This window comes from Siphonobacter curvatus, from assembly GCF_002943425.1.
In the GTDB taxonomy this organism is placed as follows: domain Bacteria; phylum Bacteroidota; class Bacteroidia; order Cytophagales; family Spirosomataceae; genus Siphonobacter; species Siphonobacter curvatus.
In genome coordinates, this window is the sequence record NZ_PTRA01000001.1 from 1,374,948 (window position 1) to 1,391,596 (window position 16,649).

The 16,649-nt window shown below is 48.8% G+C and carries 11 protein-coding genes; 6 read left to right on the forward strand and 5 right to left on the reverse strand.

Annotated elements, in window-relative coordinates; genetic code table 11:
• Nucleotides 1-116 precede the first annotated feature (116 nt).
• The gene (locus C5O19_RS05470; protein WP_104710344.1) at nucleotides 117-1,715 is read left to right on the forward strand and encodes a sodium:solute symporter; all 1,599 of its coding nucleotides are present in this window, start codon (nucleotides 117-119) and stop codon (nucleotides 1,713-1,715) included.
• Between the two features lie 23 nt (nucleotides 1,716-1,738).
• Complete coding sequence (locus C5O19_RS05475; RefSeq protein WP_104710347.1) at nucleotides 1,739-2,665, forward strand: dihydrodipicolinate synthase family protein; 927 nt, start codon at nucleotides 1,739-1,741, stop codon at nucleotides 2,663-2,665.
• Nucleotides 2,666-2,672: 7 nt separating this feature from the next.
• On the opposite strand, the gene C5O19_RS05480 is transcribed toward C5O19_RS05475, so the two are convergent.
• A complete protein-coding gene (locus C5O19_RS05480) occupies nucleotides 2,673-3,551 on the reverse strand; it encodes an AraC family transcriptional regulator (protein ID WP_104710349.1) in 879 nt (292 codons plus the stop codon).
• Nucleotides 3,552-4,116: 565 nt separating this feature from the next.
• On the opposite strand from C5O19_RS05480, the gene C5O19_RS05485 reads away from it, so the two are divergent.
• From C5O19_RS05485 to C5O19_RS05500, 4 genes are all read left to right on the forward strand, one after another.
• Nucleotides 4,117-4,776 (forward strand): DUF3826 domain-containing protein, encoded by a 660-nt coding sequence (locus C5O19_RS05485; RefSeq protein ID WP_104710351.1) that lies wholly within the window; start codon nucleotides 4,117-4,119, stop codon nucleotides 4,774-4,776.
• A 54-nt stretch (nucleotides 4,777-4,830) separates the two neighbouring features.
• Nucleotides 4,831-8,019, forward strand: coding sequence for a SusC/RagA family TonB-linked outer membrane protein (locus C5O19_RS05490; protein ID WP_104710352.1), 3,189 nt, complete (start codon nucleotides 4,831-4,833; stop codon nucleotides 8,017-8,019).
• Nucleotides 8,020-8,031: 12 nt separating this feature from the next.
• Nucleotides 8,032-9,792 (forward strand): RagB/SusD family nutrient uptake outer membrane protein, encoded by a 1,761-nt coding sequence (locus tag C5O19_RS05495; protein WP_104710354.1) that lies wholly within the window; start codon nucleotides 8,032-8,034, stop codon nucleotides 9,790-9,792.
• Between the two features lie 509 nt (nucleotides 9,793-10,301).
• The gene (locus C5O19_RS05500) at nucleotides 10,302-11,240 is read left to right on the forward strand and encodes a polysaccharide deacetylase family protein (protein ID WP_104710356.1); all 939 of its coding nucleotides are present in this window, start codon (nucleotides 10,302-10,304) and stop codon (nucleotides 11,238-11,240) included.
• Between the two features lie 5 nt (nucleotides 11,241-11,245).
• On the opposite strand, the gene C5O19_RS05505 is transcribed toward C5O19_RS05500, so the two are convergent.
• The 4 genes from C5O19_RS05505 to C5O19_RS05520 all read right to left on the reverse strand — a co-directional run bounded on the left by C5O19_RS05505 (nucleotide 11,246) and on the right by C5O19_RS05520 (nucleotide 16,614).
• Nucleotides 11,246-12,316 (reverse strand): DUF2891 domain-containing protein, encoded by a 1,071-nt coding sequence (locus C5O19_RS05505; RefSeq protein WP_104713908.1) that lies wholly within the window; start codon nucleotides 12,314-12,316, stop codon nucleotides 11,246-11,248.
• 197 nt (nucleotides 12,317-12,513) lie between these two features.
• Nucleotides 12,514-12,810: a hypothetical protein gene (locus tag C5O19_RS05510; RefSeq protein WP_104710358.1), complete on the reverse strand. Its 297-nt coding sequence runs from the start codon at nucleotides 12,808-12,810 to the stop codon at nucleotides 12,514-12,516.
• 284 nt (nucleotides 12,811-13,094) lie between these two features.
• Nucleotides 13,095-13,991, reverse strand: coding sequence for an oxygen-dependent coproporphyrinogen oxidase (gene hemF / locus C5O19_RS05515; protein ID WP_104710359.1), 897 nt, complete (start codon nucleotides 13,989-13,991; stop codon nucleotides 13,095-13,097).
• Nucleotides 13,992-13,995: 4 nt separating this feature from the next.
• Nucleotides 13,996-16,614 carry a penicillin-binding protein 1A gene (locus tag C5O19_RS05520; protein ID WP_104710361.1) on the reverse strand — a complete coding sequence of 873 codons (2,619 nt, stop codon included), beginning with the start codon at nucleotides 16,612-16,614 and terminating at the stop codon, nucleotides 13,996-13,998.
• Nucleotides 16,615-16,649: the final 35 nt, after the last annotated feature.

Genomic DNA, 16,649 nt, shown 5'->3' on the forward strand with positions numbered 1-16,649 from the left:
CTTTTCGTCGCCATTTGAGGGCTTTTTACCGGCGAAAGGCAAAAAAATGGGAAGCTGCGTACTGTACGGGCGGCAGAAAAGCAGACTTTATTAGGTACAGACCTCTACCGATTGTTATGAAAAATTTGCCTCTAATCGATCTTACGGTTATCGCTCTATATCTGGGTGCCATGATTGCGGTAGGATTCTATTTTTCACGGAAAAACAAAAACGCGGAACAGTTCACCAAAGCCTCCGGCATGATCCCCGGCTGGGCCATTGGGATGTCCATCTACGCAACGTTTTTGAGTAGTAACACCTTTCTGGGCGTACCCGGCAAAGCGTTTGGCGGCAACTGGAATGCTTTCGTCTTTAGTCTATCCATGCCACTGGCAGCGTATACGGCCTCGCGTTACTTTGTACCTTTTTACCGGCGAACGGGTGAAATCTCAGCTTATACCCACCTCGAACATCGGTTCGGCAGTTGGGCCCGTACCTACGCCGTGGTCTGTTTCCTGCTGACGCAACTGGCTCGCATGGGTTCCATCTTTTTCGGCATTGCCTTGAGTTTACAGGCCCTGACGGGGTATTCCATGGAAATGATCATGATCGTCATGGGGATCAGTATTATCATTTATACGGTGCTGGGAGGGATCGAAGCGGTTATCTGGACGGAAGTAGTACAGGCCGTCATCAAGACCCTCGGTGCCCTGATCATTCTGTACCTGATTATCCGGGAAATGCCGGGTGGCGTGCCTAAAATCGTTGAAATCGGAAAGTCATACGATAAATTCAGTCTGGGTACTTTCTCGCTGGATTTCACGCAGTCTTCCTTCTGGGTCGTTTTGTTGTACGGATTTTTCATCAACCTGAACAACTTCGGGATGGACCAGAATTACATTCAGCGATACCATACTACCTCGTCGGCCCGCGAAGCTTCCCGCTCCCTGTGGCTTTGCGTGGTGCTGTATATTCCGGCTTCGCTGCTGTTTTTTGTGATTGGTTCCTGTCTGTTTGCGTACTATGAAGCTCATCCCGAGTTATTGCTGGCCGTCAAAATGCAGGTAGCCCAAGAGCAGGCAACGGGTGGTACGAGCGTAGCACAGGCCCTGGCCAACCTGAAACCTTCGGATTACGGCGACAAGGTGATGCCGCATTTTATGGTGACCAAAATTCCAACGGGACTGGTCGGATTGATCGTTTCGGCAATTCTTTCCGCCGCGATGAGTACCATCAGTTCGGGCATGAATGCGTCGGCAACGGTATTTTCCGAGGACATTTACAAACGGTACATCAACCCGAATGTCAGCAGTAAACAAAGCCTGCGGTTGCTCCACCTGGCAACGGTGGTGGCGGGCATGCTGGGGCTGGGAGCGGGGATCGCCATGATTGGCGTAAAGAGTATTCTCGACATCTGGTGGACGCTCTCGGGTATTTTCGCGGCGGGTATGCTAGGGCTGTTTCTGCTGGGAATTATCAGTCGGCAAACCCGTAACCATGAGGCCATTACGGCTACGCTCATCGGCATACTCGTCATTATCTGGATGACCTTTTCGCCGCATTTCCCGGAAGAATACGAATTTCTTCGCAGTCCCTTGCATCAGAATATGATCATCGTGATTGGTACCCTGGCGATCTTCCTGACCGGACTGTTGCTGACCCGATTTATACCCACGAAAATTTCTAAAAAACCCGTAGTCGTCTCCTTGCTGGCGGCTCTGTGCCTGTTGCTATAAAGATTTAAACATTTCTCCAAAACATGAAGACTACTACGAAGGGATTCATCCCCGTGATGCTTACGCCTTTTCAGAACGACGGTTCGATTGACTTTCCGGCTCTGACGAAACTGACGAATTTCTACCTGGAAGCCGGAGCCTCCGGCTTGTTCGCCAACTGCCTGTCCAGCGAAATGTTTGAGCTAAACGATGAAGAACGGCTGGCGGTCATTGCTCACGTGCTGGAAGTAACCCAGGGATCCGTTCCGGTGGTAGCCACGGGAACCTTTGGCGGACCCATTCCACAGCAGGCCGAGTTTGTGAGACGGGTACACGACCTGGGTACCGATGCCGTAATTTTGATTTCGGGCTTATTAGCCGATGAACGGGATTCGGATGAGGTATTTAACGATCGTGTAGCGGAATTATTGAATCTGACCGATCACATTCCACTGGGTTTTTACGAATGTCCGGTACCGTATAAGCGTCTAATCTCTCCGGAACAACTCCGGAGCTTCGTCGGCACGGGGCGGGTCATTTACCACAAGGATACTTGCCTGGATCTGAAGCAGGTAAAGGAAAAACTGAGCGTTACCGACAAGGCCCATTTTGGTTTATACGATGCGTATATGGTTCACGCAGTAGATTCGCTTAAGGCCGGTTCGGCGGGGTTGTCTTGCATTCAGGGTAACTTTTCGCCGGAGCTGATCGTCTGGCTTTGCGAGAACTATAATTCTTCGGATGAGGAAGTACAGAAAGTCCAACAGTTTTTAATTGATAACATGGATGTGATGCACAACGTATACCCCATCGTTTCCAAATATTTCCTGCAAAAACGGGGACTAACTATTTCAACATTTACGCGACGTAACGTAGGCGTATTGACCCCTGAGATTTATAAAGAAGTGGAACGTTTATATGCGAATTATAGTCAGTTGAAGGGAGAACTGGATTTGAAAGCCGTGTACTAGGATTCGTTTAATTTACGCGGTGTAAATACTTGCGTTTGTACTCTAATGGTGTGACGCCCGTTACTTTTTTAAAGTGCCGGTAAAAGTTGGAAACATTGTTAAATCCGCAGTCAAAACAAATGACTTCCGTCGGTACTTTATTCTCGACCAAAGCCCGGCAGGCGTGACTAATTCGTATTTCAATTAAAAAGTCATAGTAGGTCTTGTTGGTTAATAGTTTAAAGTACCGACAAAAGGAAGTTACACTCAAATTACTGATGGATGAGATTTCTTCCAGTGTGATATCTTTTTTGTAATTCGTCAGTGTATACGCACAAACTTTGTTCAGTCGCTGCGTATCCATATCATTGGATTGATAAAATGCACTTTGACTACTTACGATAGGGGTGTATTCGTCTGTCTCCGCTAATGTTTTTAGAATCTTCAACAAAAGAATAATTTTATCGAGATCTGTTGCAGTTGTAGCGGCGTACATTAATTCAATCAGTTTTTCTTTTACTGATCCGCTCATCACCATGCCGCGTTTGGCCTTCTCGTATAATTTAGGGATTAAATAAGCTTCTGGTAGTTTCAATAAATAATCACCCAAGCAATCGGGTAAAAAATGAATGACAATCGCTTCAACATTCAACTCTGAATCGGACTGATAATATTCTTCCTTACAACGCCAGGTATGCGGTAAGTTTTCGCCTAACAGTACAATCTCACCTTCCGAAAAGTTGCTGATATTGTCACCGATGAATCGAACGCCTTCGCCTTTTACTACGTAGTGTAATTCCAACTCGGGGTGGTAATGCCAAATCGTACCAAAATTAGGTTTAATGTCGTGACGAATGCTGAAGGAACTCTCCAGTTTTACGGGGACTTTATGAAATAGAGGCTTCATGTACGCAAGGCGTTAATCAGTTTTCTTAGAGGTTTAGGCCCGTCAGTAGGACACTTAATAGGATTGACTGGCAATCCTGTCAAATCTTGCCCTTTCCAGCTATCTATCAATTGAACAAAACATGCTCACATTACTAAAATATTTTAGTAATGTGTTTTTTATGGTCATGTCTGTAATTGTCTGAATTACAGACATGTATAATCTTTCTTATAAAAAGACTTTCCGACTTTCATTCAGAGTAGTACTTGATAACTTAGGTAAATACAAATATAATAATTCAAATGAATTCTATGATAATTTCCTATAACAAGTTGATAAGAATTAGGACTGTTGTATGATTAGAAAGTGCAAAATTTGTACTATTCAAATATGTCTTGAGCGAAATATTCATAGAGTCTTACGAGATAAGAAGATTTAAACTAATGTATTTCTTTAATAATTAAGAATTTGTATTCCTGCAAATCGGGACTAAAGTAAGGGTGTTTATTATAATAAAAGACTTTATGTAAGGGCTGAGGTAGGAGGTGTATTCTTTGTAGAAACGATTTTACTTGTATTGATTCAGATGAAAAAAATCTTTGTAACCATTACTGTACTTGTGGGCATTAGTCTGGGATTGAAAGCTCAATCTACGCAACAGGATGCTGAAGCTTATACCCGGACTATTACGAAACGAGCTGATAAAATTGTTGCCACGTTACATACGCCTGATTCAGTACAAGTACGAGACATTATTGTTGAGCAGTATCGGCAGCTGAATACAACGCATGACCTATACAATGCTCAAATTAAACAAATTAAAGTAGCAACGGATCTTTCCAAAGAAATACAAGAAACTAAAATTAAGCAGACTGAAGAACAGCGAATGAGTGCTTTAGAAAAAGCCCATTCTTCATATTTATCCAAGCTGAAAAGAGTGCTTTCTCAACAACAAATAGAAGCGGTGAAAGATGGTATGACTTATGGTGTATTGCCTATTACGTACAAAGGTTATCAGGAAATGCTACCGGAATTAACGGAAAATCAAAAAAAGCAAATATTGGCGTACTTGACGGAGGCTCGTGAACGTGCCATGGATGCTGAGTCTTCGAATAAGAAACACGCTTGGTTTGGCAAATACAAGGGTAAGATTAATAACTACCTATCGGCTTCAGGAATTGATATGAAACAAGCCAGCAAGGCTTGGGAGGAACGTATTGCCCGTGAAAAAAATAAGCTTAACTAAGTAAAGGTCTTCCTGCTATACTATGATGCTATTTCTTTACGCCTCAAACATCTTATGAAAAAAATTGTAAGGGTCATTTGTACATTATTACCCGGTTTTGTGGGATGCGTAGACTATGTTTATGCTGACCCTAAACTCAAACACCCCACGGCTAGCAAAGCTTCGGTATTCATTCATACGACGGGTACTGTTCAAGATGCGAAAGGTATGCCTTTGGTAGGGGTAAGCGTGGCCATCAAGGGAACCAGTTCCGGTACCGTAACGGATGCAAAAGGGGTATTCCGACTGAACCTGCCTACGGGTGAGGAGACCCTGATTTTCAGTAGCGTTGGCTATAAAACGTTGGAGGTAGCCGTAGCCAAACGGACGAACTTTCTGGTACAGATGGAGGATAACGATGCCGCACTCGACGAGGTTGTGGTGGTAGGATACGGTACGCAGAAGAAGGTAAGTCTGACGGGAGCTGTCGCTCCGGTGGATATGAAGGCCATTCAGCAGTTGCCGGTAGGTAGTTTGTCGGCGGCTTTGCAGGGCCAGTTGCCCGGCGTAAACGTCTCGGGGGGAACCGGGCGGCCCGGCGATAATGGCGGAATAACCGTTCGGAATCCGATTGTACTGTCGAAAGATGGCGGAACGGTACGTCCCCTTTACGTTATTGATAACGTCGTTCGTACGGAAGATGATTTCAACGTACTGGATGCTTCGGAAGTAGAAGCTATTTCGGTACTGAAAGATGCCGCCGCTGCCATTTACGGTGCCCGTTCCAACCAGGGGGTGGTCGTAGTAGCCACTAAACGCGGAAAAGCGGGTGCTCCGAAAGTTAATTACAGCGGTTCCATTGGGTTTACGGATGCCATTCGCCTGCCCTCGATGATGAATGGGTACGAGCAGGCAACGTACTTGAACGACTACTACCGGACGCAGGGAAAACCAGCCAACGATCCGCTTTACTACACGCAGGACGAACTGGACCATTTCCGCAATAACAATTACAATTGGCTGGAAATGGCCTGGAAACCCGCGACACTAACCCGCCACGCAGTGAACGTCAGCGGAGGTTCGGAGCGGGCTACCTATTACGCGGGGGTATCCTACAACTATCAGAATGCCAACTTCGACAATATCAATGCGAACAAATGGACGTTCCGGGCTAGTACAGACATCAAGGTTACCAAAAACCTGAAAGCCGGGTTTATCCTGAGTGGAGACTTGTCACAGCGTCGGATGTACTATCTAAAGCAGGGTGGAGAAAATACTGAAAATGATATGCGGGGATTACTATACACATCTCAGTTCAATCCTCCGTACGTCAATGGTTTACCCGTACTGCAACCCGGTGGGAACCAGAACAACCTGGAGTCCTTTCACTTTTTCGAAATTCAGCGATCCGACAACTACACGGCGACCCGAAATACGGGGCTGAATGTGATGGCTAACCTGGAGTACGAAGTGCCGTTTATCAAAGGACTGAAAGCCCGGGTATTGTACAGCAAAACCATGGACAACTCCTTCGGTAAGCAGTACGGTACCCGCTACAACGTCTATAACTTCAGTATGCTGGGCGAGCACCGGCATATTGTAGGCGGTGACATTGTGGGTAATCCGATTCCGTTGAAAAATGGTGATCAGATTCGTCTGAATCCGGGTTACGTGGATAGCTATCAGTTCAATGGCTACCTGAATTACGATCGCCAGTTTGGGAAACATCATGTGTCGGGGATTGCTTTTTTCGAGCAGTCGGAACGACATACGGATATGCTGGCCGGTTTGCGGGAAAATCCCATCATTGGCGGCTTAGACAACATGCGTTACGCCACGGGTGCCCAGACCGCCGAGGAAACCGAAACGGAGGCTGGAACGCTGTCGTATGCCGGACGGATCAACTATAATTACGACGATAAGTATCTGGCCGAAGTAGCCCTCCGCTATGATGGTTCCACCAATTTTGCTCCTGAGTATCGCTGGGGCTTCTTCCCCTCCCTGTCCCTGGGCTGGGTGCTGTCCGAAGAGCCCTTCTTTAAAAATGGCGTATCCTTTGTCGAATTTCTGAAAATCCGTGGATCCGTAGGTTTGTCTGGTGGGGATGCTACCAAGCCCTATAACTGGCTAAACAGCTACTCAATTCAGGTGGGAAAAGGTGCCGTATTTGGTGGGAATAGCGATCGTCCCCTGGGCGTCGTACCTAACAACATCATGGCCAACCGGGGCATTCGCTGGGATGACAATATGAAATACAACGCCGGGATCGATGCTCAGTTTTTCAGAAATCGTCTGTCGTTTTCGCTGGATGGCTTTTACGATCACCGGTATAATATGTTGACGGCCCTGTCTTCTTCCGTACCGTTGACAGTGGGGGCGACGCTGCCTTCCGAAAACTTCTCGATTGTCAATGGCTTTGGCTTTGAACTTTCATTGGGGTATTCGGACAAAATCAACAAAGACTGGTCGTATAAAATCAACACCTTCCTGGCCTGGAGTGATAACAAACGCATGCGGGTGGACGTGGAACGCGGCAAGCTGGGGACCTACGAAGATCCCATTGGCCGCTCAACCGATATGGGCTTACAGGGCTACGTATACGAAGGCATGTTCCGTTCTCAAGAGGAAGTGGATCGGTACCTGGAAGCCAATCCCGGTTACACCATCTTCGGCGTCGTTCCTAAACCCGGGATGCTGTACTACAAAGACATTCGCGGTCCCAAAGATGCTTCCGGTCAGTTTACGGCTCCCGATGGAAAGATCACGAAAGACGTGGATATGGATTTCCTGACGCCCAAGGAAGACAACCACTACAGCTTTGGTTTCAACGTAAGCACAACGTATAAATCCTTTACGCTGGCCGCAGTGATGGGGGGTAGTTTTGGTGGACAGGCCATGGTAGAAGGCTCCGCTCGTTCCCGGGCCCGCCCCACGGTAAACCGTCCTTCCTTCTGGACGGATCACTGGACGCCGGAAAACCCAAACGCTGCGTATCCCGATCCGTTTTACGAAGATTCGTACAGTGTGGCTTCAGCGTTCTGGTTTAGAAGCTCCTTCAGCTTCGCGATGCGAAACTTGAATATCAACTACGCCTTACCCGCTCCAGTAGCAAAAAACATGGGTATCGGTAGTATGAGTGTGTTTTTGGTAGCGATCAATCCTATCAATTTTTACAATCCCTACACGTATAAAACGTATCAGGGAGCTTACGATTCCTATCCGACCATCCGGTCGTTTTCGCTGGGTCTGAATGTGGGTTTTTAATTGACGAACGAAATGAAAGGTATACATACACTGATGGTGGCTGGTAGCCTGCTGGGTTTAATGACCAGCTGCGAGAAAGCTCTGGATAAAACCGACCTGGGTTCCACGCCACCGGAACTGATTTACAATGATTCCACGCTGACGAACCTGAGTCTGAACTACCTCTATGATCAGAACCTGCCCACCTGGGGCGGAACCTGGGGAACGTCCAGTAACTTATCAGACGAATCTTACGGAGAAAGCAAATACTTTGAAGGAACCATTCAGCCGAATGACGTAGCTGACTTTGGAACAGCTCTGAGCAATACCAACAACTACGCCAAAATCCGGCAGTTGAATATGTTTCTGGAGGAGGTCAGCAAAGGAGCCCTGCAACCTTCTACCAAAAACCGGATGAAAGCTCAGGCTTTCTTCTTCCGGGCCTGGCGGTATTTCGATCTGGTACGGATCTACGGGGGCGTACCCCTGATCCTAACGCCACAGTATGCGGTAGGCGTGGAAGCGAAGGAAGGAACCTTTGTTCCCCGGAATACGACGACGGAGACCTATACGCAGATTACGGCCGATCTGGATTCGGCGATGCGGTACCTGCCCAATACCTGGAATACCTCGGATTGGGGTCGGATTACGAAAGGAGCCGCCGCCGCACTTAAGGCTCGGGTGTTGTTGTACGCAGCCAGTCCGCAGTTCAACCCCGGCGACGTCAAGAGCAAGTGGCAGGCGGCGTATGACGCCAGCGTACAGGCCAACGCGATTCTGACGGCCAGTGGCTACAAATTGAATGACTCATTTGATCAGCTATGGTTCCAGGAAGTGAATAACCCGGAAGCCGTTTTCATTACGGGTTTTAATACGAACTCAGGCGGTCAGTTGAACAAAAATAACGGATACGATAATTCGACTCGGCCCTCCTACACGGGCACGGGCGGTGGCTCGAACCAGCCTTCCTGGGAACTGGTCAAAGCTTTCCCGATGCTAGATGGTAAGAAACCCGGCGAATCGGCGAAGTACGCGTATTCGGATACGCTGTTCTACAAAAACCGGGATCCTCGTTTTGGAAAAACCATTGCCTACAACGGTGCTACCTGGCCCTTGAATGGGAATACGAATTATCGGCTCTGGACGTATTTTGCCGGTGGAAAAACCGTCGAGCAACGGGCCAGTAACACGGGTTTTTACACGCGGAAGGCCATTAACCCCAGCCTCGCGATTGGTGAAGTTCAATTCGCGGGTACGGACTGGATGGAAATTCGCTTTGCCGAAGTACTGTTGAATCTGGCGGAAAGTGCCGTAGGCGTAGACCGATTCGATGATGCCTATACGCAACTGAAAGCCATTCGGAAACGGGCTGGTATTGAAGCGGGTACTAACGGTCTGTACGGTTTGAAAGAAAACATGACCCGGGCTGAACTCTTTGAGGCCATTCTGCACGAACGGCAGATTGAGTTTGCCTTCGAAGGAAAACGTTTCTGGGATCTGCGACGCTGGAAACTAATCGAAAAAACGCTGAACGGCAAACGTCGTACCGGAGTAATTATCAACCTGAAAACGACGGGCGTTCCCGCTGATTTCGCGACTACTCGTAATGACGTCAACCTGGACGAGGCGTATCGAAAATACTTTACGATCTCTTTCAAGGATATGGATACGCGGTATACGATCAACTGGAAGCCGGAATATTACTTCTTTGCCATTCCACAATCGGCAATCGATAATAACCCGAGACTCATTCAGAATAATACCTGGGGTGGTTCTTTCGATCCAGTTCAGTAGTGCGAGATTTAGTCAACCTACAACAACCCGGAGGCTTCAAGCCTTCGGGTTGTTGTAGGTTGGGGGCTTTTATTAGAGAAATTCCCAGGTTACGCTGCATGGCCTAGGGGGACGGGTGCAAGCACCCCGCATTGCATACGGGGCTATGGATGTTGAACCCCTTCGCGGTTGGGTACTCATTTGAAAAAGGAGGGAAGCAATAGACGTTTCGCAGCTTTCGGATTTATAATTCCGTGAATTAAAAATTCACAACAGCTGGGTTCCTGATTGCAAATCAGGAATAGCAAAGAAATACGAGTTAGTAGAGAGGAAGACTGTTAGCTAATCCGGAAGGGTTTAAGTTGATTAGCCCTGGGTACACCCAGGGACATCGTTACTCCGCTGTGTACACGCTTCATGATTGCTCCATGGCATATACAACCAGCCATTTTTTTGCATAAAATAGCATCACGCTGAAAACGATGCATCCGCTTTTGATAAATTCACCCACCACTTGATTCCTCAAGGTTATGAAAACACGTTTTCTGTATATCCTACTCCTATCTTCGCTGATCGCCTCTACCGCACACAGTCAACTGACCGACTACCAGGTCTGGAACGGACAAAGCAATGGTCAGCTCGTGTTACGCCGCTGGCAACAGGATGGGAAAAACTATTACTGGATGGTTAATCCGAAAACGCTGGAGACGACCATCGTACCGGATGTGGTCGTACAGCCGCTGGAACCACAGGCGGTTTCCCGTACCATCGCGGGCACTGCTTACGGTCGGGCGTTAAAGCAGGAGCAGCTACGAGCGGGGCCTTTGCAGGACGCTGGAATCGAACGTACGAATGTCAACGAAAAAGGCTTTAGCCTAACGATGGATTTATGTCCTTCCCATAAACCGTTAACCCGTTCCGTATTCGAAGACCTCATCGCCGCTTTCGAACCCGAAGAGAAACCCATACCGCTTACTATCACCATCACCGGACTCTGGATTCAAAGCCACAAAGATGACCTGGAATGGCTGAAAATTCTCGAAAAACGCGGTGACTTACGCATTACCTGGGTGAACCATTCCTTTCACCACTACTTCAATCCGAAGCTGCCCCTAACCCGCAATTTCCTGTTAAAAAACGGTACAAATATTCAGGATGAAGTGTTACAGAATGAACAGGCCATGATTACTAATGGATTACTGCCTTCCATCTTCTTTCGCTTCCCTGGACTAATTTCTGACCGATCCATTTTTGATGAAATCCTCAAGTTGGGTTTGTTACCGCTCGGAAGCGACGCCTGGCTGGCGAAGGGACAAATACCCCAGAACGGGAGTATCGTTCTCATTCATCCGAACGGCAACGAACCCATCGGTATCGCCGATTTTGTGAAATTAGTGAAAAGCAAAGCTTCCTCCATTCGTAAGAAAGACTGGTTGCTGTATGATTTGCCCGCCAGTCTGTCGAAATGAATCGTTTATTTCATACTCAACGCGTAAACGGCAAAGGAAGCCAGCCAGTGTTCGCCACCGTAATTACCAGCAGCCACGTGCGGTAGGGTTTTGCTCAGGTGTTCGCTGGCACTTTCGAGCAGTAACTGACGACGTTTATCCTGTTTCGGTAAGGCAGAAGCAATGCCCTTCATGCACCAGGCTCGGCTCAGGCAAAGACCATCGAGGTGAACGATGGAGTAATCCGTACGGTCGCTTACGAAAGGTAGCTTGGTCACCGTGTTCAGACTTTCCTTGCTTAAGTAGCGATCGAACCAGTTCAGAAACTCCTTGGCAGGCAAAACCCGACGCATCAGATCGCAGACTTCCAGCGAAGGCGACAGAAAATCCGTACCGTCGGGTTCCTGATAACCCGGTGCGTTGGTATTGCCGCCGTAATAATCTTTGCTTCGCTGAATAATCAGTTTTTCAAACTCCGTATCCTTGACAGTTCGGGCGTAATCCAGGGCAAATACCAGACCAAAAGCCGTATTGGGGTGCACGCCCGTGCGATTGGGATAGGTTTGTTTGGGTAGAAAGTTTTTCCAGAGCGTCAGGATTTTGGCCGTGAGGGGCTGAAGATTCCGATGCCAGACTTTGGCCTGTGGGTCGTTCCAGGTTTGCAGCTCTTCGTCTAGTTTCAGCAACCAGGCCCAGCCGTAGGTACGCTCAAAGCCTTTCGCCAATTTGTAAGTATCGAAATACGCCGCTTCCGCCTGTAGGCGTGAGGCCTGAAAACTTGAATCCAGTACAGCCCGAATAGCCGACTGCTCGGGCAATGTTGGAAACGTTTTCAGCAATCGTACGAGCATCCAGTGTCCGTGTACGGAGGAATGCCAATCCAGACAACCGTAGAAGGAAGGGTGTAATTGCTGAGGCGTTAGTTGGAGATCCGACTCAAATTCGTACGTATGATTGGGCTTGTTAGGGAGTACCTGCGTGATACAATGCAGGGGTAGGCTCGCTAAATGGGAAGCCTGAGCTTCGGTTAAAGAAGGGGTCTGAGCCAGCACCTGACCACTCATCGCCAGACCGGCCAAGAAGATACCGTATTTCATTGCGTTCATTGAGGAAAAGAAACGGGCCCCAAAAGCGGTTGCCCGGATTCGTTACAAGTTATCACCGTAACGAATCCGGGCAATGCGGCAATGAATAAAATCAGATCGTTGAAGGTAAAAATGGTTGTCGGTTGAACGTTTTGCGACTGGATACGCCACTCATCCTTTCCTCACACACGGGGGACGAGCGTAAAAAACTAACGAGAAGCTTTTGCGGGCTGGGCGGTTGGTGGCGTTTGTTGAGCTGCCTGAGCGTTACGATTGGGTTTATAAATAGCACCCGTGGCAAAATCAACAATGAGCCCCGGCCAGAATAAAATAATATCGGCAATCAGGGCACCGGTACGAACGGCTCGCTGGGGTTCACCCGCTCCCGGTTTACGTCGTTGATGATCGGTAATGCGTCCGCCAAAAACGGTGGCACAACTACTCAGCGAAGCGGTAAGCGTAAGGGTACACAGTCCCAGTACAAGGTACTTTTTGAGGGCTTTCATAATAAACAAAACAATTTCAGGTTGAAGGAAACAGGGGGATAGTCGTCGGTTCGAATTCCCTACAGTAGCGGCTTTTTAGGGAGATTTCTGCCGGCGACTTTACAAAAGTGGCTCTATACCGTCGGCCATTCCAGAACAAGCCGAACCAGGTGCCAGCAATACGGACTGAAGTGTATAAAACGGAGAATGAACCGTAGAGACTACGGAAGCTGAAAAAGCAGAAACCCCGGATTTATTTCCTGAAGCAGGAATAAATCCGGGGTTTGCATAAAAGCGAAATAGGACTATACCCAGTCTACGCCTTTGCGTAACCAGGCCAGTGTCTGAGCTTCGGCACTGCCCGGCTCGGGGTGATGATCGTATTCCCAGCGGGCTAGGGGAGGTAAACTCATGAGAATGGATTCCGTACGACCGTTGGTTTCCAAACCAAATTTGGTACCTCGGTCATGGACCAGATTAAACTCGACGTACCGACCCCGACGCAGGAGTTGCCAGTCGCGTTGAGCCTCCGTATAAGGCTCGTCCCGATGTTTCAACATCAGGCTGGTATAAATCGGAGCGAAGGATTCGCCGATGGCCTTGGTAAATTCAAACAGCTGTTCTTTGCTTAGCGTTTCGGAGGGTTTTAAATAGTCGTAGAAAATTCCTCCAATACCCCGCGTTTCGTCGCGGTGCGGCGAAAAGAAATACTCGTCCGCCCAATTCTTAAATTTGGGATAGTACTCCGGCGAAAAACGGTCACAGGCTGCTTTCAATTGCTGGTGAAACCAGCGGGCATCCGCTTCGTTAACGTAATGGGGGGTTAAGTCGATGCCCCCGCCAAACCAACAGGTTCCCGTTGAAAGCTCAAAGTACCGAACGTTCATGTGAATGATGGGTACATTCGGATTCACCGGATGTTGTACAATCGAAACGCCCGTGGCAAAGAATTCCGTGCCTTCTTCCACGCCCAGAGAAGCCCGCATTTTCGGATGAATTTCACCCGATACGGCGGAAAACCCTACGCCTCCCTTTTCGAGAACTGCTCCATCGGCAATGACCCGCGAGCGACCTCCGCCGCCGCCGGGACGTTCCCAGTGATCTTCCCGGAATTGGGCCTTTCCATCGGCTTTTTCCAACTCCTGGCAGATGTGATCCTGCAATCCCTTGAAGTACTCGGAAATCTGATATTTATCAATCATGCGTTTAATTAAAATTCAGGGTACTGTCGGGTCTGGGCTCCACGATGGGGGGAGCAAAGAGATCTTCCAGCGAATCATTTTCAAAGTAATTCGTGGTATCACTTTGAATCGGAGCGTACCAAGTCTGGCAGGATTTATATTCCTTCGTAACAATCAGGTTCAACTCCTGTTCAGTTGGGAATGGTTTAAGGATATACGCCCCGCTATTCAGAATACGCAGCATGAAATCTTTGTAGATTGGCAAGGCCGTTTGAGCCCCTTCCCCGCGTCGACCTTTAAAGTGAATACTTCGGTCATCCCCGCCGACCCAGACGCCCGTCACCAGATCGGTGGTTACGCCCATGAACCAGCCGTCGGAATAGTTGGACGTGGTACCCGTCTTACCCCCGAAAGAATCGTACAGCGTCTGTCGCGATACGCCTTTAGGGTTGAATTGCCAAAGCAGTCGCGAGGAAGTACCACCACCCGTGATACCACCCTGCAACATGTTACGCAAGAGAAAAGCTGATTCCGGACGAATTACCTGCGTACGGTTTTTCACAGCGGTATCTTTGAAGTCGGCCAGTACTTCGCCATCGCGATCTTCAATGCGGATGACGAGTTGCGGCTCAATCCGGAACCCGCCGTTGAGGAACGTAGCGTAGGCCTGTACCATTTCGTACAAAGACACGTCCTCCGAACCCAGACCTACCGAAGGAACGGGCTGAATCCGGCTCTTGATCCCCAGCTTATGGGCGTACATGGCTACCGTATCGGGCGTAACCAGATCCGTTACTTGGGCGGCCACCGAATTGATGGAACGGGCCATGGCTTCGCGTAACGTCATGTCACGATAGGTGAAATAGCCTTCCGCGTTTTGGGGCGACCATTTTTTGACTTCACCCTTTTCTTCGTACACTTTCGTAAATGGCTGATCTTTCACCTGATAACAGGGACTCAAATTCCGGGGGCCATCAATCGCCGAACAGTACATAATCGGCTTAAAGGTCGAACCGGGCTGACGCTTGGCCTGCCGTACGTGATCGTACTTGAAATAGTTGTAGTCCAGACCACCCACCCAGGCCTTGATATAGCCCGTTTGGGGATCCATGGCGAACATGCCCGCCTGTAGCATCCGTTTGTAGTACGACAGAGAATCCAGGGAGGAAAATTCCTGTTCAGTACGGGTAATCTGCGGTTCGTCATCGGTCCGGGCTTTGTCATTCCAGGCAAAGACGCGTACCGGATGTTTTCTGTTTTTCAGATAATACCAGACGGAATCGGGTTGATTAGGGTAGCGTTTGGCCAGGGCCTTATAGGCTTCCGTGCGTTTCGCTGCAGAGTCCAGGAAGTTAGGGATTTCCTGACCATTCTCGTAAATCCAGGGATTACGTGAGCCCCAGTGACCTTTAAATTCCCGCTGGGTTTTCCGCATGTTGCTAACCAGAGCCTTGATAGCATCCGACTGCATGCGGGAGTCGATCGTCGTGTAGATTTTCAGACCATCGGTGTACAAATCCACGCGTTCGTCGTTGGCTTCGGCCCACTTGGCCACGGCTTCGGCAATGTATTTCTTGAAGTAGCCTTCATAACCCACGGCTTCTTCTTCCTGCAAGGCTTTTTCGCGGTCGGTACGCACACCCAGATCGAGGCCTGCAATGGAATCCGACTGAGCGGCGGTCAGGTAGCCGTACTTGGCCATCTGAGCGAGTACCACGTTCCGGCGTTCCTTGGATCGTTCCGGATTCAGAAACGGGTTATAGGTAGTTGTTGCTTTCTGAAGACCGACCAGTACCGCACCTTCCTGTACACTCAGGTCCTGGGGTTGTTTGCCAAAGTAAACGCGGGCCGCCGTTCGAACTCCGTAGGTGTTAGAGCCGAAATCGACCGTATTGAAATACATCAGCAGAATGTCCTGTTTGGAGTACTGCCGTTCGAGTTTCATAGCCGTAAGCCATTCTTTCGATTTAATGACAAACAAACCAAAAACGGGTATGGAGCCGAGTAAGCCTTTCCGGGCAATGCCCTGCTTCTTACGGATTTTAAACAGGTTTTTCGCGACTTGTTGAGTAATGGTCGAACCACCACCGCGTTGATTACCAGTAACGACCCCATACGCCACGCGACCCATGGCCGTCCAGTCAATACCGCCATGCTCGTAGAAACGGGCATCTTCGGTAGCGATCAGGGCATCAATGAGGTGCTTGGGGAGTTCATCAAAGTTCCGTACGGGGGTACGGTTTTCCGTAAAGAAACGTCCGATGGGTTTTCCATCCGCCGTATAAATTTCGGAGGCTACGGCCAGGTCAGGGTTGGCGAGCTCTTCGGTACTGGGCGTTTCGCCGGTGAGGTACAGGAAATTTGTTTCCAGTACAAACCAGTATACCAGCAGCAAAACGATAAGATTGATACCAAAACTGGCAATGCGACCTGGCCAGGGATGCCTGCGGCGGAAGGCCCGGTACGGAGCCCGGACCCGGTGTAGCCAGAAGTCGGATACGTTGGTTTCGAAGCGTACATAGGGTTGTCCGATGATTCGTACCAGCAGCATACGAATCAGGCTCCAGAGCTTACTAAAGATCCAGACGAAGGGAAACGTAATGATTTTCCAGAGCGTACTGAAAAAGACGCGTATTTTTTTCATGCGTGCGTAATAGACCTGCCAATGGGCGGATGGGG